18 protein-coding genes are annotated in these 20,850 nt (G+C 73.2%); 11 read left to right on the top strand and 7 right to left on the bottom strand.

Annotation, left to right across the window (positions count from 1 at the left end; translation table 11 throughout):
- Nucleotides 1–47: 47 nt before the first annotated feature.
- A complete protein-coding gene (locus AQJ30_RS08755) occupies nucleotides 48–422 on the bottom strand; it encodes a hypothetical protein (protein ID WP_067230699.1) in 375 nt (124 codons plus the stop codon).
- Nucleotides 423–621: 199 nt separating this feature from the next.
- On the opposite strand from AQJ30_RS08755, the gene AQJ30_RS08760 reads away from it, so the two are divergent.
- The 4 genes from AQJ30_RS08760 (at nucleotide 622) to AQJ30_RS08775 (ending at nucleotide 3,583) form a co-directional block, all read left to right on the top strand.
- On the top strand, nucleotides 622–927 hold the full coding sequence (locus AQJ30_RS08760) for a hypothetical protein (RefSeq protein WP_067230702.1): 306 nt from the start codon (nucleotides 622–624) through the stop codon (nucleotides 925–927).
- A 455-nt stretch (nucleotides 928–1,382) separates the two neighbouring features.
- Nucleotides 1,383–2,405, top strand: coding sequence for an SH3 domain-containing protein (locus AQJ30_RS08765; RefSeq protein WP_211278943.1), 1,023 nt, complete (start codon nucleotides 1,383–1,385; stop codon nucleotides 2,403–2,405).
- Nucleotides 2,406–2,704: 299 nt separating this feature from the next.
- Nucleotides 2,705–3,301 (top strand): hypothetical protein, encoded by a 597-nt coding sequence (locus AQJ30_RS08770; protein WP_159052312.1) that lies wholly within the window; start codon nucleotides 2,705–2,707, stop codon nucleotides 3,299–3,301.
- Between the two features lie 111 nt (nucleotides 3,302–3,412).
- Nucleotides 3,413–3,583 (top strand): hydrophobic protein, encoded by a 171-nt coding sequence (locus tag AQJ30_RS08775; RefSeq protein ID WP_067230707.1) that lies wholly within the window; start codon nucleotides 3,413–3,415, stop codon nucleotides 3,581–3,583.
- 259 nt (nucleotides 3,584–3,842) lie between these two features.
- Here the strand turns inward: AQJ30_RS08775 and AQJ30_RS08780 are convergent, their stop codons facing one another.
- Nucleotides 3,843–4,151, bottom strand: a complete 309-nt coding sequence (locus AQJ30_RS08780; RefSeq protein ID WP_067230709.1) for a hypothetical protein — start codon at nucleotides 4,149–4,151, stop codon at nucleotides 3,843–3,845.
- A gap of 524 nt (nucleotides 4,152–4,675) precedes the next feature.
- Between AQJ30_RS08780 and AQJ30_RS08785 the strand changes: the two genes are divergently transcribed.
- The 3 genes from AQJ30_RS08785 (at nucleotide 4,676) to AQJ30_RS08795 (ending at nucleotide 10,368) form a co-directional block, all read left to right on the top strand.
- A complete protein-coding gene (locus AQJ30_RS08785) occupies nucleotides 4,676–5,371 on the top strand; it encodes a hypothetical protein (protein ID WP_067230713.1) in 696 nt (231 codons plus the stop codon).
- A 507-nt stretch (nucleotides 5,372–5,878) separates the two neighbouring features.
- The gene (locus AQJ30_RS08790) at nucleotides 5,879–7,216 is read left to right on the top strand and encodes a 6-phospho-beta-glucosidase (protein WP_067230715.1); all 1,338 of its coding nucleotides are present in this window, start codon (nucleotides 5,879–5,881) and stop codon (nucleotides 7,214–7,216) included.
- 65 nt (nucleotides 7,217–7,281) lie between these two features.
- Nucleotides 7,282–10,368, top strand: a complete 3,087-nt coding sequence (locus AQJ30_RS08795) for an alpha-mannosidase (RefSeq protein ID WP_067230718.1) — start codon at nucleotides 7,282–7,284, stop codon at nucleotides 10,366–10,368.
- Nucleotides 10,369–10,677: 309 nt separating this feature from the next.
- On the opposite strand, the gene AQJ30_RS08800 is transcribed toward AQJ30_RS08795, so the two are convergent.
- Entirely contained in the window at nucleotides 10,678–12,366 is a 1,689-nt protein-coding gene (locus AQJ30_RS08800; RefSeq protein ID WP_067230721.1) for a carbohydrate binding domain-containing protein, read from the bottom strand.
- Nucleotides 12,367–12,551: 185 nt separating this feature from the next.
- Nucleotides 12,552–13,679, bottom strand: a complete 1,128-nt coding sequence (locus tag AQJ30_RS08805) for an ATP-grasp domain-containing protein (protein ID WP_067230724.1) — start codon at nucleotides 13,677–13,679, stop codon at nucleotides 12,552–12,554.
- A 287-nt stretch (nucleotides 13,680–13,966) separates the two neighbouring features.
- Between AQJ30_RS08805 and AQJ30_RS08810 the strand changes: the two genes are divergently transcribed.
- The gene (locus AQJ30_RS08810) at nucleotides 13,967–14,908 is read left to right on the top strand and encodes a metallophosphoesterase family protein (protein WP_079083922.1); all 942 of its coding nucleotides are present in this window, start codon (nucleotides 13,967–13,969) and stop codon (nucleotides 14,906–14,908) included.
- The gene (locus AQJ30_RS08815; protein ID WP_067230730.1) at nucleotides 14,905–15,606 is read left to right on the top strand and encodes a 4'-phosphopantetheinyl transferase family protein; all 702 of its coding nucleotides are present in this window, start codon (nucleotides 14,905–14,907) and stop codon (nucleotides 15,604–15,606) included. The genes AQJ30_RS08810 and AQJ30_RS08815 overlap by 4 nt, the downstream gene beginning before the upstream one ends.
- A 59-nt stretch (nucleotides 15,607–15,665) precedes the next feature.
- On the opposite strand, the gene AQJ30_RS08820 is transcribed toward AQJ30_RS08815, so the two are convergent.
- From AQJ30_RS08820 to AQJ30_RS08830, 3 genes are all read right to left on the bottom strand, one after another.
- Entirely contained in the window at nucleotides 15,666–15,938 is a 273-nt protein-coding gene (locus AQJ30_RS08820; protein WP_067230733.1) for a hypothetical protein, read from the bottom strand.
- A gap of 213 nt (nucleotides 15,939–16,151) precedes the next feature.
- On the bottom strand, nucleotides 16,152–16,694 hold the full coding sequence (locus tag AQJ30_RS08825) for a toxin-antitoxin system, toxin component (RefSeq protein WP_067231048.1): 543 nt from the start codon (nucleotides 16,692–16,694) through the stop codon (nucleotides 16,152–16,154).
- A 32-nt stretch (nucleotides 16,695–16,726) separates the two neighbouring features.
- Nucleotides 16,727–17,371: a helix-turn-helix domain-containing protein gene (locus AQJ30_RS08830; protein ID WP_067230735.1), complete on the bottom strand. Its 645-nt coding sequence runs from the start codon at nucleotides 17,369–17,371 to the stop codon at nucleotides 16,727–16,729.
- Nucleotides 17,372–17,612: 241 nt separating this feature from the next.
- Here AQJ30_RS08830 and AQJ30_RS08835 point away from each other — a divergent pair, with 241 nt between their 5' ends.
- Together AQJ30_RS08835 and AQJ30_RS08840 are read left to right on the top strand one after the other, a co-directional pair.
- Nucleotides 17,613–18,281 (top strand): MmyB family transcriptional regulator, encoded by a 669-nt coding sequence (locus AQJ30_RS08835; RefSeq protein WP_067230738.1) that lies wholly within the window; start codon nucleotides 17,613–17,615, stop codon nucleotides 18,279–18,281.
- A 394-nt stretch (nucleotides 18,282–18,675) separates the two neighbouring features.
- Nucleotides 18,676–20,832: a discoidin domain-containing protein gene (locus tag AQJ30_RS08840; RefSeq protein WP_211278944.1), complete on the top strand. Its 2,157-nt coding sequence runs from the start codon at nucleotides 18,676–18,678 to the stop codon at nucleotides 20,830–20,832.
- Nucleotides 20,833–20,850 lie beyond the last annotated feature (18 nt).

Genomic DNA, 20,850 nt, shown 5'->3' on the forward strand with positions numbered 1-20,850 from the left:
CCGCCGACTGGGGAGCGGGGGTGCCGGCGAGTGGACCCCTGCCGGTGTTACGCCGACCCGTCTCCCGCACCCGCGACGATGACCTCCCGGAGTCGCGGCCAAGACTCCCCGTCAGCCTCGGAGCCCCCGACGTTGTCCCACTCGTCGAGGACGCGGACCACGAACCGCCACTGCTCCCGGGTCAACGTCACCGTGGCACGTCGGTCGTCCGGGGGCCATCCGCCGGACCCGGGCACCTCGGCCGACCAGCCGGCCACCTGGCTCCAGCCGGCCTCGCGGACGGCGTGCCCGGCCTCGACGTCGTCGTCGCGGCCGTCCACGGCAGCCATCGAGACCTCATTGTCCACACTGCCGTCGATGAGGTGCCACTGCAGCACCGTCATCTCCACAGCAACGCCCTTGTCCAGCTCATCAGTTGTCATCCCGCGTCATCCTCGCCACCGGCTCGGCCCCGCGTCAACGCGGACCCCTCACGCCTCACAACTCGGGCCACTCGGGGCGGGTTCGGCCCGGCGGGGTGCCGGCACCCTCCGGCTGAAGATTGTCATGGGCACGGGTTGACGCTGTTCTTACCCGCAGAGCGCTCCAGGAGCTTCGCACGATGCGAGAGGTGCCTCCTTCATGAGCGCTGTGAACCCGGTCGGCAACGCAGGCCACCACGCGGGCACCGATGCGGCCGTCCACCGTACGCGCCGGCTGTCGACCGAGACGAAGGCCGCCTTCAAGACGACCGAGTTCTTCTCCTACGTCGCCGCGGTCGTCGCGGTGCTGATCGCCTCCATGGTCGTCGGGGACAACGACGGCCACGCCGACTACTTCCGCGCCGACAAGGCGTGGCTGTACATCGTGGTCCTCACCGTCGGCTACATGATCAGCCGGGGCCTGGCCAAGTACGGCAGCCGCGACCCCTACGACGAGTCCCGGTGAGCACCGATCACCGGTCTCACCCCTTGCGCGCCCGGCAACGCGATGGACCGCAGCGCCCGTTGCGCCTGCTGCGGACGGTCCCCGTACTCCTCGAGAGGCGGGGACCGTCCGCATGTGCCGGGGAGAGGATGCGGGGAAAGGGGGCGGCCCCGCCACGGGGGGAAGGTGGCGGGGCCGTAACGCTCGGAGGGGGAGCCGAGCCGTCGATGTGCTGGTGCCCCGGGACGGCAGGGGTATGCCTGCCGTCGCGCACATCTGTCGGCCGCCCTCCCGCGCGTCGTAGCAGAAGCGCGGCACTTCCTCTCCGGGGCCGTGGCGCGGACGGCGCAAGGAGCAGCGGTGATGACCCGGACGGCGGCATCCGGAACGCCCCGGGATGGCAGCGCGCGACCCCGGCCGGTAGGGCTTCGATCAGAGCCATCCGTTCCCGCGAAGCCCGATTGGGGAGATCCCTCGTGCCCTCCACCACCCGCAGACTCATACGCGGACTGTGCGCCCTGCTCGTCGTCGCCGGCCTCCCGCCCGCCACCGCCGGGGCCGCCGACGGTCCCGGCGCACCGTCCGCCGCCACGCAGCCGGCGGACGACTGGCCCGTGGACCTCGACGCCGCCACGGCCGACCAGCACAACACCGGCCACCGCCCGGACGGTCTCACCATCGCCGACCGCCGGGCGAGCACCCGCTCCGCCGCCGGCAAGGCGTACGCCGTGTACACCGCGCCGGCCCAGAGCCTCGGCCGCGAGGCGAGCACCTTCACCGTCAGCCGGCAGGCCGAGGTGCCCGCGGGCACCCAGCTGGTGACCGAGGTGCGCGGCAGCGCCCGCCCGGGCCGGTGGACGCAGTGGAGCACCCCCGACGCCGACGGGGGTCTGCGGCTGCCGGAGGTCGTCTCCGTCCTCCAGGTGCGGCTCACCCTGCTCGGCAGCGCCACCGCCTCCCCGGTCGTCTCGGACGTCACCGTGCACGCCGAACCGGACCGGTCCGACACCCGGCCGAACGAGGACACGACCGGCACGGAGCCCGCGACGTACCGGCTCTTCGCCACCCGCGAGGGCCTGACCGGGCAGACCACCGCCAACGGCCACGTCATCCGCTCCCGCGACCACTTCGTGGCACTGCCGTCGCGGCGGATGCTGGCCTCCAAGGGCGGCACCGAGTACCAGGTGCGGCTGTGCTACGCGCGCACCGGCCGGTGCGAGACGGCCCCCGTGTGGGACGTCGGCCCCTGGAACACCCGGGACGACTACTGGAACCCGCCCACGCAGCGGCAGTCGTGGTACGACCTGCCCCAGGGCACCCCCGAGTCGCAGGCGGCCTACCAGTCCGGCTACAACGACGGCCTCGACGAGTTCGGCCGCAGGGTCGCCAACCCGGCCGGCATCGACCTGGCCGACGGCACCTTCTGGGACGGCCTCGGCCTGACGGACAACGACTGGATCGACGTCACCTTCCAACCCGCCGACAGCGGCGGCAAGTAGACCGGGCACGACGCAGGGCCACTGCGCGACCCACCGATGCCGTCGACCGGCCGGAGGGACGCCGTGCGCGATCTGGGGAGTCACCGTGCGCACCGTGGTGCCCACGGGTGGCGGGCCACGCCTAGCGTCGACTGTGCGACCCGGACCGGGCAGGCAGCCGCACAGCGGCACGGCCGCACAGCCGCACCGAGGCCGTCGACCGCGGTGACCGCGCCGCCGATCAGGGCCGTCCCTTCCGGCATCACCGGCACGACAGGCGGGACCGAGTGGCCGCTCGGTCCTTCCGGAGGAGTCCGCACATGATCTCTGGAGAACGACAGCACCCGGGCCGTCGAGGGCGAGTTCGCGCCCGGGGCCTCGTGGCCGCGGCGGCGGGTCTTTCCGCCGTCCTGGCACTGACCGGCACGGCCACCGCCGAGGCCGCGCCGGTCCCCGCGGGTGGTTTCGCCGCGCAGGCCGAGGCGCTGGGACTGACCGCCGCCGAAGCGCACACGCTGCAGGACCGCGCCGATGCGTACCTGGCCGAGGTGGGCGGCACGCAGGTCGCCGCCAACCGCATCCGACTGGGAGCGGGAGCCGTCCTGACGCTGGCCCTGCCGACCACGGCCGGCGCGCGTCAGGGCGTCTCGCCCGGGGCGGCGGCGTACACCTGCGGCTACGGCCACTTCTGCGCCTACAGCGACCCCTACCGCTCCGGCGACGTCATCGACATGTACGCCTGCGCTTCGTACAAGATCCCCTGGTTCGGCGACGGATCATGGGAGAACAACCAGACCAGGGGAACGCGGGCCCAGTTCAGGGACAACCAGTTCATCGTCCGCTGGACCGACCGCGGCGCGTACGACAACGACGACGTCGCCGACTGGTCGTGGGTCCACTACGTGACCAACTGCTGAGCACCGCCGGGGGGCCGCCCGCACCTGCCCGGGATCCCGCAGAACTAACGCGCGTCCTGCGTGCTTGTGGTGCGGAAGCAAGGGCAGTGGTGGGCCAGGAGGTTGATGACAATGGTTCCCTTGCTTCTGGTTCTGCTGCTGGCGCTGATCCTCTTCGGTGCGGGGTTCGCGCTGAAGGCCCTGTGGTGGATCGCGGTGTTCGTCCTGGTCGTGTGGCTGCTGGGCTTCGTCGTCCGTTCCGCGGACGGTGGGGGCCGCAAGGGCCGTTGGTACCGCTGGTAGCGGGAGGACGCCCGGCGCGAGGAGCGCGCCCCGCGTGAGTCGTACGAAGCGAAGGGGCCCGGCCGGATGACGGCCGGGCCCCCCTCGCGTGCGAGGGCGCCGACACGCCCGTCGGGAGGGATCGGGCGTATCGGGCGTACCGCGGGGTACCTGAGCCATGCACCGGCCCCGCGGGCCCGCAGGGGAACCCTGCACCTCCTGCCTGCGGGGCCGCTGCGCGGGCGGGGCCCCTCACCCAGGCCGGGGGCCACCCCTTCGGCTACGACCCGAGGCGCGCCCTCGCCTCCAGCGCCCTCCGCAGCACCTTCTCCCGGTAGGGGTTCGCCGTGTCGAGGGCCTTCGCCACCTCCACGGCCTCGTCGAGCAGGGCCAGCCTGCGTTCGGGCAGCTCCCGCACCGAGGGTGAGCGGCTCTCCTCCACCAGGACGTACGCCAGTTTCGATCCGTACACCTCGGGCTCGACCCGCGTCAGCAGACGGTAGGCCCACAGCCCCTCGGTGCCCCGCACCACCCGCCGGTTGGCGCTGAGCAGCCTGACCTTCGCCAGCATCACCATGTCCTGGTCCATCGATCCCCTTCGTCCCCGCTCCCTCCGGCCGGCGCACGTCCCACGGCGGGACGGCACGGCGAACGCGCCGGCAGCCGATGACGGATGCCGGCACCTGGGCCGGAGGGAGGATGACGACGAGTCTGCGGTCGCGGCACCGCCCGCAACAAGGCCGTTCGGGCGTGCCCTTCGTCCTACCGGGACCCGCCCCCCAGCAGGCATGATGGACCTGACACTCTCCCGAGGCCCGCCCGCACGCGTCACACGCGGTGCCCTTGGCTCGCACGCGGTGCCCTCGGCGGGCTCTCCCGGGTGGAAGAAGACCGCTCCCCGCCCACACGACCGCGCCGTCACGCTAGGGTCAGCGGGCGAAAACAGGCCACCGTCGGAGGCGAAGGCGACGCGCGGTGCACGGCGACGTCCGTCCGACGGACGGCCAGGCGTGAACAACCCGCGCAGCCGTGCAACTGACGGCGGCCGAAAGTCGTCCTTTGCGGCGAGCTGTCGAGACACACCAGTACTGGGGACACCAGGGGGGACACCACATGAACGTGACACCGAAGAAGAGCCGCCGCAGACCGGGCGCCGTCCGGGCGGCCGCACTGGCTGCCTGCGCGGTGGGGGCGCTCGTCCTCACCGGCTGCAACGGCGACGACGTGGCGGGCGCGGGCGTGGACGCCGGCACGACCGCGAGCCCGACGAAGGCGGGGGGCGCCGGCACCAGCCCGACCGGGTCGGCAGGCACCGGCGGCAAGGGGGCGGCCACCGCCGCGGCGAGCAAGAAGCCGGCCGGCGGGGCGACTTCGGGCTCGGGGGGCGGCGCCGCCAAGTCCCCGGCATCGAGCCCGACCGCGTCACCCATCGCCGCGGGGTCCGGCGGGGACGACGACGGCTGTGACCACAAGATGCCGATCTCGCCCGACGAGGTCGCGGTCTACCGCTACACCCCCGAGGGCGGGTCCCTCAGCCTGATCGTCAAGCACGGCAACTGGGGCTGCGGATCGCCCGACTCCGACGGCCCGCCGTTCGAGACGGTCGGCAAGGAGACGTTCATCCCGATGGACCAGGCCGCGTACGTCACCGTGACCAACCCCATCGTGGAGAGCACCGAGAACCAGCACATCGGCGTGCAGGAGTTCCTCGACTGGCTGGAGGCCAACCCGAACTCCGGGCTCGTCTTCCAATATCACCTGGGTGCCGACGGCGCCATCGACCGCCTCGACGAGGTCTTCACCCCGTAGGCCGTGTCCGCAAAGTCCCGCCTGCCCCGCGACGCCCGGCACGCACTCTCGCCGCACCGGGCGAACACCCGAGTACGGCCAGTACGCGGATGTCCGCCCGGCACGCCGAGAGCACGCACCGGACGCCGCAGGGCCCGCCCTCCGGGCGGACGACGGGACTTTGCGGACACGACCTAGCGGCTCGTCCGGGTCCCCGGGCGCCCCGTGCGGCCGAGCGGCGGGCGTGCCCTTCGCCACCGAGAATCGAGGGACGCGTTCCCGCGGTGACGCCTAGGACCGGAGGAGCCAGGAACCAGAACCGGTCCGCTGGGCCGATGGCCCCGGTGCGCAGCTGGCCGCCGCCGTGCCGTGCAAGGATCGCAACGGTCATCCGGGTACCGGGACGGCGACGGTGCGCGGCCCCGAGGACCTGGACGTGCTGGTGACGAACGCCCCGGTGCACGCGGCGGCCCGGTCCTCCCCGCAGGAGGCGGGCGTCGAGGTGGCCGCGGCAGGAGAGGTGCAGGCGTGAAACTGACGATGCTGGGCGGCGGCGGGTTCCGGGTGCCGCTCGTGTACGGGGCGCTGCTGACCGACCGCGGCGAGGGCCGGGTGACGGAGGTCGTGCTCCACGACCTCGACGACGGCCGGCTGTCCGCGGTCGCCCGGGTCCTGGCCGAACAGGCGGCGGCCGTCGACGACGCCCCCCGGGTCACGGCGACCACCGACCTCGACGAGGCCCTGCGCGGCGCCGACTTCGTGTTCTCCGCCATCCGCGTCGGCGGCCTGGAGGGCCGCGCCGCCGACGAGCGGGTGGCCCTCGCGGAGGGCGTGCTCGGCCAGGAGACGGTCGGCGCGGGCGGCATCGCCTACGGTCTGCGGACCGTGCCCGTCGCCGTGGACATCGCCCGGCGGGTCGCCCGCCTCGCCCCCGACGCGTGGGTCATCAACTTCACCAACCCCGCCGGCCTCGTCACCGAGGCCATGTCCCGCCACCTCGGCGACCGGGTCATCGGGATCTGCGACTCCCCGGTCGGTCTCGGCCGCCGCATCGCCCGGGTGCTCGGCGCCGACCCGAAGCAGGCGTGGATCGACTACGTCGGCCTCAACCACCTCGGCTGGGTGCGCGGCCTGCGCGTGGCCGGCCGGGACGAACTGCCGCGGCTGCTCGCCGACCCGGCCCTGCTCGGCTCCTTCGAGGAGGGCAAGCTCTTCGGCGCCGACTGGCTCCGCTCGCTCGGCGCGATCCCCAACGAGTACCTGCACTACTACTACTTCAACCGTGAGGCGGTGCACTCCTACCAGCAGGCCGAACGCACCCGCGGCGCCTTCCTGCGCGACCAGCAGGCGCGCTTCTACGCCGAGGTCGGGAACCCCGGCACCAGCGCCCTGGAGCTGTGGGACCGCACCCGCGCCGAGCGCGAGGCGACCTACATGGCCGAGAACCGCGAGACGGCCGGCGCCGGCGAGCGCGACGCCGACGACCTCTCCGGCGGCTACGAGAAGGTCGCCCTCGCCCTGATGCGGGCCATCGCCCGCGACGAGCGCACCACCCTCATCCTCAACGTGCGCAACCGGCACACCCTGGCGGCCCTGGACCCGGACGCCGTGATCGAGGTGCCCTGCCTGGTCGACGCGAGCGGCGCGCACCCGGTCGCCGTCGACCCGCTGCCCGGCCACGCCACCGGGCTGGTCTGCTCCGTCAAGGCCGTCGAGCGCGAGGTACTCGCCGCGGCCGAGTCCGGCTCCCGCGCCACGGCGGTCAAGGCGTTCGCGCTGCACCCGCTCGTCGACTCGGTGAACGTCGCCCGTCGCCTGGTCGAGGGCTACCGGGCCGTCCACCCCGGGCTGGACTATCTGAAGTAGACCGCCGCGCGGACAGCGCTCTTCCCCGGTGGGTGCTCCCGCCGCCACCTCCCAGGAGGCCCCTCATGCACGACGAACGCCGCCGGATCGAGGCGCGTGTGGAGCGCCTCCACCAGCAGCGCATCAAGCCCGCGGTCCACGCGGCCACCGTCCCCCTGGACGTGCGGGCCTGGCAGGCGCCGGGCGAGCCGGTGCCCTTCGAGGAGGCCGCCGCCGCGCCCTACGAGCCGTTCGCCCCGGGAACCCCCTGGGGGCCGCCGTGGGGCACCACCTGGTTCCGGATGCGCGGCACCGTGCCCGCCGAGTGGGCCGGCCGGCGCGTCGAGACGGTCATCGACCTCGGCTTCGTGGGCGGCTGGCCCGGCAACCAGGCCGAGGCCCTGGTGCACCTCCCCGACGGGACCCCGCTCAAGGCGGTCAACCCGCTCAACCAGTACGTCCCGGTCGCCCACCCGGCGGCCGGCGGCGAGACCGTCGACCACCTCGTGGAGGCCGCCTCCAACCCCGACATCCTGGCCGACGGTTTCGCCGCGCCGACCCCGCTCGGCGACGTGCTGACGGCGGGCGACCGCCCGCTGTACACCTTCCGCCGCGCCGACCTCGCGATCCTCGACGAGGACGTCTGGCACCTCGACCTCGACGTGCAGGTGCTGCGCGAACTGATGCTGGAGCTGGGCGAGCACGACCCGCGCCGGCACGAGATCACGCACGCCCTGGACCGGGCGATGGACCTGCTCGACCTGGACGACGTGGCCGGCTCCGCGGCCGCCGTGCGCGAGTCGCTGCGGCCGGTGCTGGCCAAGCCCGCCCACGCCAGCGCGCACGTCGTCTCCGGCGTCGGCCACGCGCACATCGACTCGGCGTGGCTGTGGCCGGTCCGCGAGACCCGGCGCAAGACCTCCCGCACCTTCTCCAACGTCACCTCGCTGGCCGAGGAGTACCCGGAGTTCGTCTTCGCCTGCTCCCAGGCCCAGCAGTACGCGTGGGTCCGCGACCACTACCCCCAGGTGTGGGCCCGCATCCGGACGGCGGTCGAGAAGGGCCAGTGGGCGCCGGTCGGCGGCATGTGGGTGGAGGCCGACGGCAACCTGCCCGGCGGCGAGGCGATCGCCCGACAGCTCGTCCACGGCAAGCGCTTCTTCATCGAGCACTTCGGCATCGAGACCAAGGGCGTGTGGCTGCCGGACTCCTTCGGCTACACCGCCGCCTACCCGCAGCTCGCCGTGCTCGCCGGCAACGAGTGGTTCCTCACCCAGAAGATCTCCTGGAACCAGACCAACAGGTTCCCCCACCACACCTTCTGGTGGGAGGGCATCGACGGCACCCGCATCTTCACCCACTTCCCGCCGGTCGACACCTACAACGCCTCCTTCACCGGCGAGGAGATGGCCCGCGCGGTGCGCAACTACGCCGAGAAGGGCGGCGCCCACCGCTCACTGGCCCCCTTCGGCTGGGGCGACGGCGGCGGCGGCCCCACCCGCGAGATCATGGAGCGGGCCCGCCGCCTGCGGGACCTGGAGGGCTCGGCCAGGGTCGAGATCGAGCACCCCGACGCGTTCTTCGCCAAGGCCCGCGCCGAGTACCCCGACGCCCCCGTGTGGGTCGGCGAGCTGTACCTGGAGCTGCACCGCGCCACCTACACCTCGCAGGCCCGCACCAAGCAGGGCAACCGGCGCAGCGAACACCTGCTGCGCGAGGCCGAGTTGTGGGCGACGACGGCCGCGCTGCACGCGCCGGGCGGCTACGCCTACCCGTACGAGCGGCTGGACCGCCTGTGGAAGACGGTCCTGCTGCACCAGTTCCACGACATCCTGCCCGGCTCCTCGATCGCCTGGGTGCACCGCGAGGCCGAGGCCGAGTACGCCCGCGTCGCGGGGGAGTTGCAGGCGCTCACGGCCGAGGCGGTGGCGGCGCTCGGGGCGGGCGGCCCGCGGGTGTTCAACACCAGCCCCTACGACCGCGCCGAGGTGGTCCGCACCCCGGACGGCGCACCCGCGTACGTGGAGGTGCCCGCGAGCGGCAGCGCGCCGCTGACCCACGCCGCACCGCCGCAGCCGGTGACCGTCACGGCCTCGGGCGACGGGCGGGTGCTCGACAACGGGCTCGTCCGCGTGCGGGTCGCCGACGACGGCACCCTGGCGTCCGTGTACGACCTGCGGGCCGGGCGCGAGGTCCTCGCCGGCGTCGGCAACCTGCTGCGCCTGCACACCGACCTGCCGAACCACTGGGACGCCTGGGACATCGACAAGCACTACCGCAACCGCTGGACCGACCTGCTGGACGCCGCGCCGGTCACCGTCGTCGAGCAGGACCCGCTGGTCGGCGCCGTCCGCGTGGAGCGCGCCTTCGGCAAGGGCTCCCGGATCACCCAGACGATCACCGTCCGCGCGGGCAGCCCCCGCATCGACGTGGAGACCGACCTCGACTGGCACGAGGCCGAGAAGATCCTCAAGGCGGCCTTCCCGGTGGACGTGCGCGCCGCGCACTCCTCCGCCGAGATCCAGTTCGGCCACGTCCAGCGCCCCACCCACACCAACACCAGCTGGGAGGCGGCCCGTTTCGAGGTCTCCGGGCACCGCTGGGTGCACGTCGGCGAACCCGGCTACGGCGTCGCCGTCGTGAACAACTCCACGTACGGCCACGACGTCTCCCGCACGGTCCGCGAGGACGGCGGCACGACCACCACCGTCCGGCTCAGCCTGGTGCGCGCCCCGCGCGTCCCGGACCCGGGCGCCGACCAGGGGCGCCACCGCTTCACGTACGCGCTGCTGCCCGGCGCGAGCATCGCGGACGCCGTCGCCGAGGGCTACGCGCTCAACCTGCCGCTGCGGGTGGCCGAGGCGGCCGGCGCCCCCGCACCGGTGGTCTCGGTGGACGGCGGCGGGGTGACGGTCGAGGCGGTCAAGCTCGCCGACGACCGGTCCGGGGACGTCGTCGTGCGGCTCTACGAGTCGCGTGGCGGCCGGGCCCGGGGTGTCCTGCGCACCGGGTTCCCGCTCGCGGGCGCCGAGATCACCGACCTGCTGGAGCGGCCGCTGCCCGGGGACGGGGCCGGGGCGGACGTCGCCACCGGCGACGACGGCGGGGTCCGGATCGCCCTGCGCCCCTTCCAGATCCTCACGCTGCGGCTGCGCCGCGCCGAGAAGGGCTGACCGGGAGGTCGTGCGGCACCGCCCGGGGGCGGACGCACCTCCGGGTCGGCCGGTCGCTCCCCGTGACAGCGACCGACCGACCCGGCCCCCCGTTTCCCCCGTTCCCCCCTCGGGTGGTGCTTCCCCCTGGTCCCCCGTGGTTTCCCCCGTAGGCCCCCCGTGGACCCGTTCCCCCGTGGTTCCCCCGTGTTCTTCACTCCTATGAGCACCGGCCCCGGCCCCTGATACACCTTCCGCGAAAAAACCGCGAAAAAAAGTTCCCCCGGTCCTGGGACCGGGGGAACCGCTGTGCGGGGAGGGGGTTCCGGCTCAGCCGGTGAAGCCCGCCGTGATGGAGGTGAACTGCCAGTTGTTCTGGCTGATGCCGGAGCAGTTGGAGGTCACCCCGCCGCCCGGGCAGGGCCGGTCACGGTTGACGGACCAGAAGGCGAGCCGGGCGATGTGGTGCGCGTTGGCCCAGTCGCGGATCTGGGTCCAGATCGCGGTGGTGGTGTTCTCCTGCTGGTCGGACAGGCCGTTCATGCCGGAGATGCCGATGTGTGCGTAGGCGGTGGCGTCGTCCCAGCCGAAGGTGGACTTCAGCTTGTTCTTCAGCCCCTCCGCCGCGTTGACGGTGTTCCCGTACATGTCCGAGCCGCCGCCGAAGTCGAACGGCATGATGGTGAAGACGTCGATGTCGGCGTTCAGCGACTTGGCCTGCTCGATGAGCCGGTTGCCGTAGTAGCTCGGGCCGGTCGTCGAGGTGCCGAAGGTGACGATGGTCCGCAGACCGGGGTTGTTGGTCTTCACCGTCTTCAGCGCGGTGAGGATCTTCGCCTGGACGGCCTCGTTCTCGAACTCGTCGGTGTTCTCGACGTCGAAGTCGATCGCCTTCAGGCCGTAGGCGTCGATCACCTTCTGGATGGCCCCGGCGAGGGCGCTCGCGGAGGAGCAGTTGGCGCCGAGCTTGCTGCCCGACCAGCCGCCGAACGACGGGACGATGTCACCGCCGGCCGAGCGGATCTGGTTGATCGCCGTCTGGTCGACGCCGCCGGTCAGCGGCCGGCTGCCGTCCCAGGCGGGGGTGCAGCCGCCGGAGTCCAGCACGAAGGCCATGGTGAACCACTTGATGCCGGTGGCGCTCATCACCGTCGCCGGGTTCGGCGGGTCGCCCCAGCCCTCGTAGAGGTACGGCGCCGCCTGCTTGAAGCCGGTGCCGCCCCCCGTGCCCGCGTTGGTCGTCACGGTCACCGAGTTGGACGCCGGGGAGGTGTTGCCGGCGGCGTCGCGGGCCTTGACGGAGAACGTGTAGCCCGTGCTCGGCGACAGCCCGCTGACCGTGGCGCTGGTCCCGGACACGCTCAGCACCTGGCTGGAGCCGCTGTAGACGTCGTACGCCGTGACGCCCACGTTGTCCGAGGCCGCACCCCAGGACAGCGAGACGCTGGAGGAGGTCTTGCCGGTGGAGGTCAGGCCGGTGGGCGCGGTCGGCGCCTGGGTGTCGGAACCGCCGCCCCCGCCGGGCCCGTCGAGGCTGATGTCGTCGGCGTAGTAGGTGCCCTGGGCGTACCAGCCGTGCACGTAGATCTTCGCGCTGGTCTGCGAGGCGCCGGTGGTGAAGGACACCGACAGCTGGCTGTACGCCGACGGCGACGACGTCCAGCTCGAGGCACCGCCGTCGACGCCCAGGTAGACGTAGGAGCCGCGCACCCAACCGGTCAGTGCGTACGTGGTGTTGGGCTTGACGGCGACGGTCTGGCTGCACTGGGCGATGTCGCTCGACGTGACGGCCCCGGCGAGCGCCTTGGAGCCGCCGTGCACGGGGGAGGAGACGACCGAGCCGAGGTTGCCGGTGCAGGACCAGGGGGACAGACCGCCCGACTCGAAGCCGGGGTTGGACAGGACGTTGGCCGCCTGGGCGGTGCCGGGCAGGGCCACGGCGCCGCCGACGGCGAGGGCGGCCGCGCCGAGCAGGCCGAGGATCCGGCGCACGGGGCGTCTGGGGGGTATGGAGCGCACGCGATCTCCCTGGAGACAGTGGGGTGGTTCGGGAGTGCACGGAAGTGCGAGGTGGCACGGGGGCCGTGCCGAGTGGTGCGCAACCAAAGTGGTATGGACCAATCCAGGTGTCAAGCGTCAGGACGGGATTGGTCCATACCGGTGGGCGAAGTGCCGAAGAAGCGTCTTTTGAGCCGTCCTCGGGATCAGAGCGGGAGCGGCGCCTGGGCGGCCGGCTCCACCGCGTCGGCGGGCGCGGGGACCGCGGGCAGCAGGGGCCCGGTCTCCGCCGTCCGCTGCTGCGGCAGCGTCACCGGGCGCAGCGGGCGGGCGCCCGAGACCACGGTGTAGTCCTGCCCGAGGAACGGCGGCTCGACGGTGCCGGGGTCCTCGCCCAGCGCCAACTGCACAGCCGCCCAAGGGGCGTTGACGCCGCACAGGGCGAGCTGGTGCAGTCCGCCGGCCGGCCGGGTGTTGACGTCCATCAGGACCGGGCGGTCACCGAACATCCGGAACTGGACGTTGGACAGGTGGTGCAGCCCGAAGCCCTCGGCGATGCGGCGGGCCGGCTCCAGCCACTGCTCGTGCAGCGTGAACCCGCGCCGGCGCCCGTTCTTGGTGCGGCCGATCGCCATCCGCAGCACGTTGTCGCGGCCGGTGAGGCAGTCCACCGACACCTCGGGCTGCTCCAGGCGCGGCATCACGATCCAGTTCACCGGCTCGTCGGCCGACCGCAGCGCCTCGACCACCAGGTCGAGCGGGACGTACGGGCCGGGGAAGCCGGTGAGGTGGGTGAGCGAGAAGGGCGTGCGGGTGACCACCCGGAAGCCGACCCCGCCCGCGCCCGACGCGGGCTTGAAGCACGCCTTGTGCCCGGCGCCCTCCAACTCCTCGACGGCGGCGACCAGTTCGTCCGCGGTCCGGACCCGCCACCACGGCGGCACCGGCACCCCGATCGCCTGCACGGCCTCGTAGGCGACGACCTTGTCCTCGAACAGCGCCACGGCCTCCGGCGGCGGCGCGAGCAGGGCCGTGCCGGCCGCGGCGAAGTCCGCACGGTGCGCGACGATCGCCGCCTGGTGCAGCCGGGGCACGAACACGTCGATCGAGCGGCGCCGGCACTGGTCGAGCGCGTACTCGACGTAGGCGGCGGGGGACAGGCCCTCCGGCTCCAGGTCGGCGGTGTCCGCGGCGGCCAGCACCGGCGAGTCCGGGTCGCCGTGGGTGGCGTGGATCTCGACCGCACGATCGCTGGGATTCCTCCGCAGCTGATCCATGAAGAACACGTTCTCCGCGTACGTGCGGTTGAGCCAGACGCGTACGCGAGAGACCATGCAGGCCGCCTTTCACGGTCGGCGGGCAGGGCGAAGCAGGCCCGGCCCGGGCAGGGGGAAGTGGAGGTGCACCGAACCGCCTGCGGGAAGGAAGCGGGAGGCGGTGGTGTCGGGGCGATCATACGACCTCCCGGACGGTGCGCGTGCAACGCGCGTGTTACGGATTCGCCCGGCGTACCGCCCGCCCCCGGCCTGATCCACTCTTGTCGCGGGCCCGTGGATGTGTTGTCGTGGTGGCATATGTGTGCCCACGAGGGGCGCCTGGGATCGTCTGCGGGGGGCGCGAGGTGGGGTCGACGGGCGTGGGCGCCGGAGAACTGCTGGCCATCAGTGACCTGCACATCGGCTACCCGGAGAACCGGGCCCTGGTCGAGGAGATGCGCCCCGGGTCGGACGAGGACTGGCTGCTGGTGGCGGGGGACGTCGCCGAGACCGTGTCCGACATCAGGTGGGCGCTGAAGACCCTCGCGAGCCGCTTCCGCAAGGTCGTCTGGGCGCCGGGCAACCACGAGCTGTGGACCCACCCCAAGGACCCCGTCACCCTGCGCGGCACCGAGCGCTACGCCCACCTGGTCGACGTCTGCCGCGACCTGGGCGTCACGACCCCGGAGGACCCGTACCCGGTCTGGGAGGGCCCCGGCGGACCGGTCGCCGTCGCCCCGCTGTTCCTGCTCTACGACTACTCCTTCCTCCCGGCGGGCTGCGCCACCAAGGAGGAGGGGCTGGCGTACGCGCACGGCACCGGCGTGGTGTGCAACGACGAGTACCTGCTGCACCCCGACCCCTACCCGACCCGGGACGACTGGTGCCGGGCCCGGGTCGCCGAGACCGAGGCCCGGCTGGCCGCGCTGCCCGCCGACCTGCCCACCGTGCTCGTCAACCACTACCCGCTGGACCGGCACCCGACCGAGGTGCTCTGGTACCCGGAGTTCGCCATGTGGTGCGGCACCCGGCTCACCGCCGACTGGCACCGCCGCTTCCGCGTCGCCGCCATGGTCTACGGCCACCTGCACATCCCGCGCACCACCTGGCACGAGGGCATCCGCTTCGAGGAGGTGTCGGTGGGCTACCCCCGCGAGTGGCGCAAGCGCCCCGGCCCGCCAGGACGGCTGCGCCGCATCCTGCCCCACACACCGGATCGGGCCCCGGCGGATGCTCGTCGTACCACCAGTGACGGCGCGGACGGTGGCCGTACGGACGGTGGCCGTAAGGACGGTGGCCGCGCGTGATCGAGGACCTGCTGCCCCAGTCCGTCGTCGCCGTGGAGGCGTACGGCGGTGAGGTCGACGGCGTGCCTGCCGAGGCGGCGCTGTACCCCGAGGAGGAGGCGCTGGTGGCGCGGGCGGTCGCCAAGCGGCGCCGCGAGTTCACCCTGGTCCGCTCCTGCGCCCGGCGCGCGATGGAGAAGCTGGGCGTGCCGCCGCAGCCCGTGCTGCCGGGGGAGCGGGGCGCGCCGACCTGGCCGCAGGGGCTGACCGGCAGCATGACCCACTGCGAGGGCTACTGCGCCGCCGCGCTGGTGCGCGCCGCGGACCTGGCCTCGCTCGGCATCGACGCCGAACCGCACGACCGGCTCCCGGAGGGCGTCCTGTCCGCCGTGGCGCTGCCCGCCGAGGCCGAGCGGCTGGACCGGCTGGCGGCCGAGCGGCCCCAGGTCCACTGGGACCGGCTGCTGTTCAGCGCCAAGGAGTCCGTCTACAAGGCGTGGTTCCCGCTCACCCGGCTGTGGCTGGACTTCTCCGAGGCGGACATCGAGATCACGCCGGCGCCCGGCGCGGCCCCCGGCCTCCCCCCGCACGGCACGCTGCACGCCCGCCTGCTGGTCCCCGGCCCGGTGGTCGGCGGCCGCCGCGTCGACCGCTTCGAGGGCCGCTGGACGGTCCGACAGGGCCTGGTCGCGACGGCGATCACGGTGCCGCACGGCTGACCGAGCGGACCCCGACCCGGACGCGCGCGGGCGCTCCCGGTCCGGGGGCGCCCGCCCCGTCAGCCCTCCGGGCACCAGCTCCCCAGCAGGCGGAAGAACGCCTCCTCGTTGCCCGTCAGGCCCGCCCGCTCCAGTGCCTGTTCGGCCTCCGCGAGCACCGAGGGCGGCACCACGGGCGGCAGCCGGTACGGGGGCGGACCGGACGCCTCGGAGCGGTCGTCCCCCGGGATCTCGTCCTGGGTGTCCCCGAACGCGGCGCGCACCGTGTGCAGCAGGCGCAGGTAGGCCTGGACGGCGGTGCGCTCGCGATCGGTCAGTACGGCAGTGGGCATCGGTCGGCTCTCCCCGCGTCGGCATCGGCTCCCACGCGCCCGGACGGCGCGTACGCCGCGACACGACGGCGCACCCCCCAGCTTGCCGCGCCCCACTGACAATGCCCCTCGCGCTCGCGCCGGTTCACCCGCCCGACGCAGCCGAGAAGGGAAGGAAACCGCAGGTGAGGAGGGGTCAGGTGGGTGCCGGCACCCCTCGGGTGGCGCGGGCCGTCAGCCCAAGTACCCCAGCGACGCCTCGATCCGTCCCGCGAGGTGGTCGCGCCGGCCGCGCTCGCGCGGGGCCGAGTCCGTGAGCCAGGTGCGGCACTTGCTGGCGAGGAGCAGGCCGAAGCTCTCGGCCTCCTTCTCGTCGGCCCGGTCGAAGCGGGTGCGGGCGGCGACCCGGCGCACGGTCTCCGCCAGTTCCTCCGGGTGCGCCTCCGGTCCGGCCCCGCCGGCCGGACCGCGCGCGGCGACCGTGGCGCCCCCGAGGTCGTGGCCGTGGTGGCCGGCCTTCATGTGCCACAGCTCGTGGCCGAGGATCACCAACTGGTGGTCGGGCGCGGTGCGTTCCTCGACGACGACCAGGTCCCGGTCGGTCAGGTCGAGCCACAGCCCGCTCGCGGTGCCGGCCGGGAAGGCGGCCGTACGGAAGTGGACCGGGCGGCCGCGGCGCCGGCTCATCGCGGCGCACAGCGCGCCGTAGAGCGCCTCCGGGGGCGCCGGCGCGGGCAAATCCAGCTCCGTGACCAGCTCGTCGCACAGGCGGCGCATGTCCCTGCCGATGCCCACGGTCCTCCCCCGGATCACGTCTCGGGCCGCTTCACGCTCTCCAGGAGCATGTCCAGCCACTCGGCGACCTTGTCGCGGTGCTGGTCGGTGGGCAGTTGGGCGGCGCGCCAGGCGATCCCGCGCACCCCGTGGTCCTGGAGCAGCCGCTCCAGCGGGTCGTCCGGGGCCCCCTCGCGCTCCGCGAGCCGCTGCAGCAGCTCCTGCTCGGTGTGCTGCAGGGCGCCGGCCAGCGCCTCGGGGTCCTCGGCGGTCAGGAACCCCGCGTGCACCCGGAAGAAGCGCTGGAGGGCGTCGCAGTGCTCCATGGTGGGGCGGCGGTCGCCGTTGATGAGGGCGCCCGCCTGCTGCCGCGACATGCCGGCGCCGTCGGCGATCTCCTGCTGGGTGTACTTGCGCCCGTTGGGCTTGAGCCGGGTGCGGCGCAGCAGGTCCAGCCGCTGCAGGAAGCGCGCCTGCACGTCGGGCTCCCCGGCGGGCCGGCCGCTCAGCAGGGCCTTGACCACGGACTCCGGCACACCGGAGGCGACGGACAGCCGGCCGGTGTCGAAGACCTCCGCGTGCGGCACGCCGAGCCGGTCGGCGAGCGCGGTGACACGGGTGACGACGGCCGACAGCGAAGCCGTCGCCGTGGCGTCCGGAACCTCAAGGTCATCCGTCACCGACAGGTCTCCTACGTCTCTCACCACCCGCTCACCGGCACGCGCCAGGCGCGGACGGCCGCCGTGAACTGCCCGGAGAGTAACGGGTGTTCCCGACCCGCAGCCAGGTCTCGCCACAACTGTGGCCAATTTCAGCCGTCAACAAGCGCCGAATGCCACGATAGTTGACATGCCTTGCGTCGGGGCAGCAGGATCGGGGCGCCGCGAGAAGGCCGCATCAGGCAAGAGGGGTGACCTCCCGATGGCATATCAGGCAGGTGAGCAGCGGCCCGCGCCGCGGCTCGTCCCCGTGAGCCCCGAGGCCGAGGCGTACCTCCAGGACTACGCCGCGCTGCTGGAGGCCGTCCCCTTCCCCTCCGTCGTGCTCGACCAGCGCTGGGACGTCGTCCTGGCGAACACCGCTTTCGAGTCACTTTTCCGTGAGGTCGGTCCGCATCCGACGGCCATGCCGGGCGACAACTTCCTCCGGTTCGTCCTCTTCCACCCGGACGCCGCCGGGGTCCTCGGGGCGTTCGAGTCGAGCTGGTTCCTGCCGGCGCTCGCGCAGTTCGCGTCCGCCGTGGAGACGCACGGCCAGGACCACGGGCTCCAGGCCATCCGCCGGGAGATCGCCCAGGACCCGATCATGGAGGCCGCCTTCCGGCAGGGCCTGCCGCACTGGATCCGCGCGGTCGGCGCCGCGGCCGTGGAGCACGACGGCGCCGTCCGCCCACTGGTGCACCCCGACCCGCGCTGGGGTGCCACCGAGTGCCGGGTCGTCGAGGAGACGCCGCCGGCCCTGCGGGCCCTGGGCTGTACGCGGCTGACCCTGGTCCTGCGCGAGACCCGCCCCGCCCCCGCCCGGCGGGGAACCCGCCGCCCGCGCCGTCGCGCGAGCCACCTGACGGTGGTGCCCGCCACCGGAACCTGACCGGGCACCGTCGGCGTTCAGGTCGCCGACGGCGCCTCGGTCGGCGCCCCGCCGTCCGGTGAGCACCCCTCCCTCCGCGCAAGCCGTTTGCGCTTCTTGCGTCGGTGTCGTGGTCCCGATGTGTCGGCTTGCGCAAATCCCTGACACAGGTGGAGCCAGCGCGCCTTCTGCCGTCCGAGCGTCTGCGCGCATCCGCACACTGTCGGCAAATTACAAACTTCACGCGACATCTTGCGGACTCCTGTCGCCGGTGCTTGAGTATGCGTCGCCCGTCGCGGCCACCCCCCTCCCGCTTCCCACCCCTCGCACCCGTGCGCGTCCGTACCCCCACCCCCGAAGGGACCAGCACATGCCCCGCTCCCCTCATGGCTCCCAGCGTCCGCCTGTCAGGCGCATGACAGCACTCACCTCAGCCGGGGCGGCCGTCGCCCTCGCGGCCGGCACCCTCGTCGCGCTCGGCTCGGTGCCCGCGCAGGCGGCCGCCGGCGCCACCCTGCCGTTCACCTCGGTGGAGGCCGAGTCGGCGACGACCACCGGCACCCGCATCGGGCCCGACGTCACGCAGGGCTCCCTCGCGTCGGAGGCGTCCGGCCGGCAGGCCGTACGGATCACCGCCGGGCAGCGCGTCGAGTTCACCGTGCCCCGCACGGCCAACGCGCTGAACCTCGCCTACAGCGTCCCGGACGGCCAGTCCGGCACCCTCAACGTCTACGTCAACGGCACCCGGCTGAGCAGGACCCTCGCCGTCACCTCGAAGTACTCCTACGTCGACACGGGCTGGATCGCGGGCTCGCGCACCCACCACTTCTACGACAACGCCCGCCTGCTGCTCGGGCAGACCGTCCAGCCCGGTGACAAGGTCGCCGTGGAGTCCACCGGCACCCAGGTCACCGTCGACGTCGCCGACTTCGAACAGGTCGCCGCGGCCGCCGGCCAGCCCGCCGGGTCCGTCTCCGTCACCTCCAAGGGCGCCGACCCGAGCGGCCAGGGCGACTCCACCCAGGCCTTCCGCGACGCGATCGCCGCCGCCCAGGGCGGCACCGTGTGGATCCCGCCGGGCGACTACCGGATCACCTCGTCCCTCAGCGGCGTCCAGAACGTCACCCTCCAGGGCGCCGGCAGCTGGTACTCCGTCGTGCACACCTCCCGCTTCATCGACCAGTCGAGCTCGGCCGGCACCGTCCGCATCAGGGACTTCGCGGTGATCGGCGAGGTTACCGAACGCGTCGACTCCAACCCGGACAACTTCGTGAACGGCTCGCTCGGCCCGAACTCTTCGGTCTCCGGCATGTGGATCCAGCACCTCAAGGTCGGGCTCTGGCTGACCGGGAACAACGACAACCTGGTCGTGGAGAACAACCGCATCCTCGACACCACCGCCGACGGCCTCAACCTCAACGGCAACGCCCGCGGCGTGCGGGTCCGCAACAACTTCCTGCGCAACCAGGGCGACGACGCGCTCGCCATGTGGTCGCTGTACGCGCCCGACACCAACAGCAGCTTCGACAACAACACCATCACCCAGCCCAACCTGGCCAACGGCATCGCCGTCTACGGCGGCACCGACCTCGCGGTGCGCAACAACCTCGTCTCCGACACCAACGCCCTCGGCAGCGGCATCGCCATCTCCAACCAGAAGTTCCTCGACCCGTTCTCCCCGCTGGCCGGCACCATCACGGTCGACGGCAACACCCTCGTGCGCACCGGCGCGATCAACCCCAACTGGAACCACCCGATGGGCGCGCTGCGCGTCGACTCCTACGACAGCGCGGTCAACGCGACGGTGAACATCACCAACACCACGATCACCGACAGCCCCTACAGCGCCTTCGAGTTCGTCTCCGGCGGGGGACAGGGACACCCCGTGCGCGGGGTCACCGTGAGCGGCGCCACGGTCCGCAACACCGGTACGGTCGTCGTGCAGGCCGAGGCCCAGGGCGCCGCGACCTTCCGCGACGTCACCGCCACCCAGGTCGGCGCGGCCGGCGTCTACAACTGCCCCTACCCGGCGAACTCCGGTGCCTTCACGCTCACCGACGGCGGCGGCAACTCCGGCTGGAGCAGCACCTGGTCGGACTGCTCGACCTGGCCGCAGCCCGGCCAGAGCAACCCCCAGCCCGACCCGAACCGCAACCTCGCCAAGGGCCGGCCGGCCACCGCCACCGGCTCGCAGGACGTCTACACGCCGGGCAAGGCGGTCGACGGCGACGCGAACAGCTACTGGGAGTCCGCCAACAACGCCTTCCCGCAGTCCCTCACCGTCGACCTCGGCTCCCCGTACGCGGTCCGGCGGCTGGTGCTGAAGCTGCCGCCGTCCTCCGCGTGGGGCGCCCGCACCGAGACGGTCGCCGTCCTCGGCAGCACCGACGGGTCGTCGTTCAGCACGGTCGTCGGCGCCCAGGGCTACCGCTTCGACCCGGCGACCGGCAACACCGCGACCGTCACCCTGCCCGCGAACACGAACCTGCGCCACCTACGCCTGACGGTCACCGGCAACACCGGCTGGCCGGCGGGCCAGTTCAGCGAGGTGGAGGCCTACCTGACCTCCTGAGCCCCTGAACCCCGCGCT

Source organism: Streptomyces longwoodensis, assembly GCF_001514125.1.
In the GTDB taxonomy this organism is placed as follows: domain Bacteria; phylum Actinomycetota; class Actinomycetes; order Streptomycetales; family Streptomycetaceae; genus Streptomyces; species Streptomyces longwoodensis.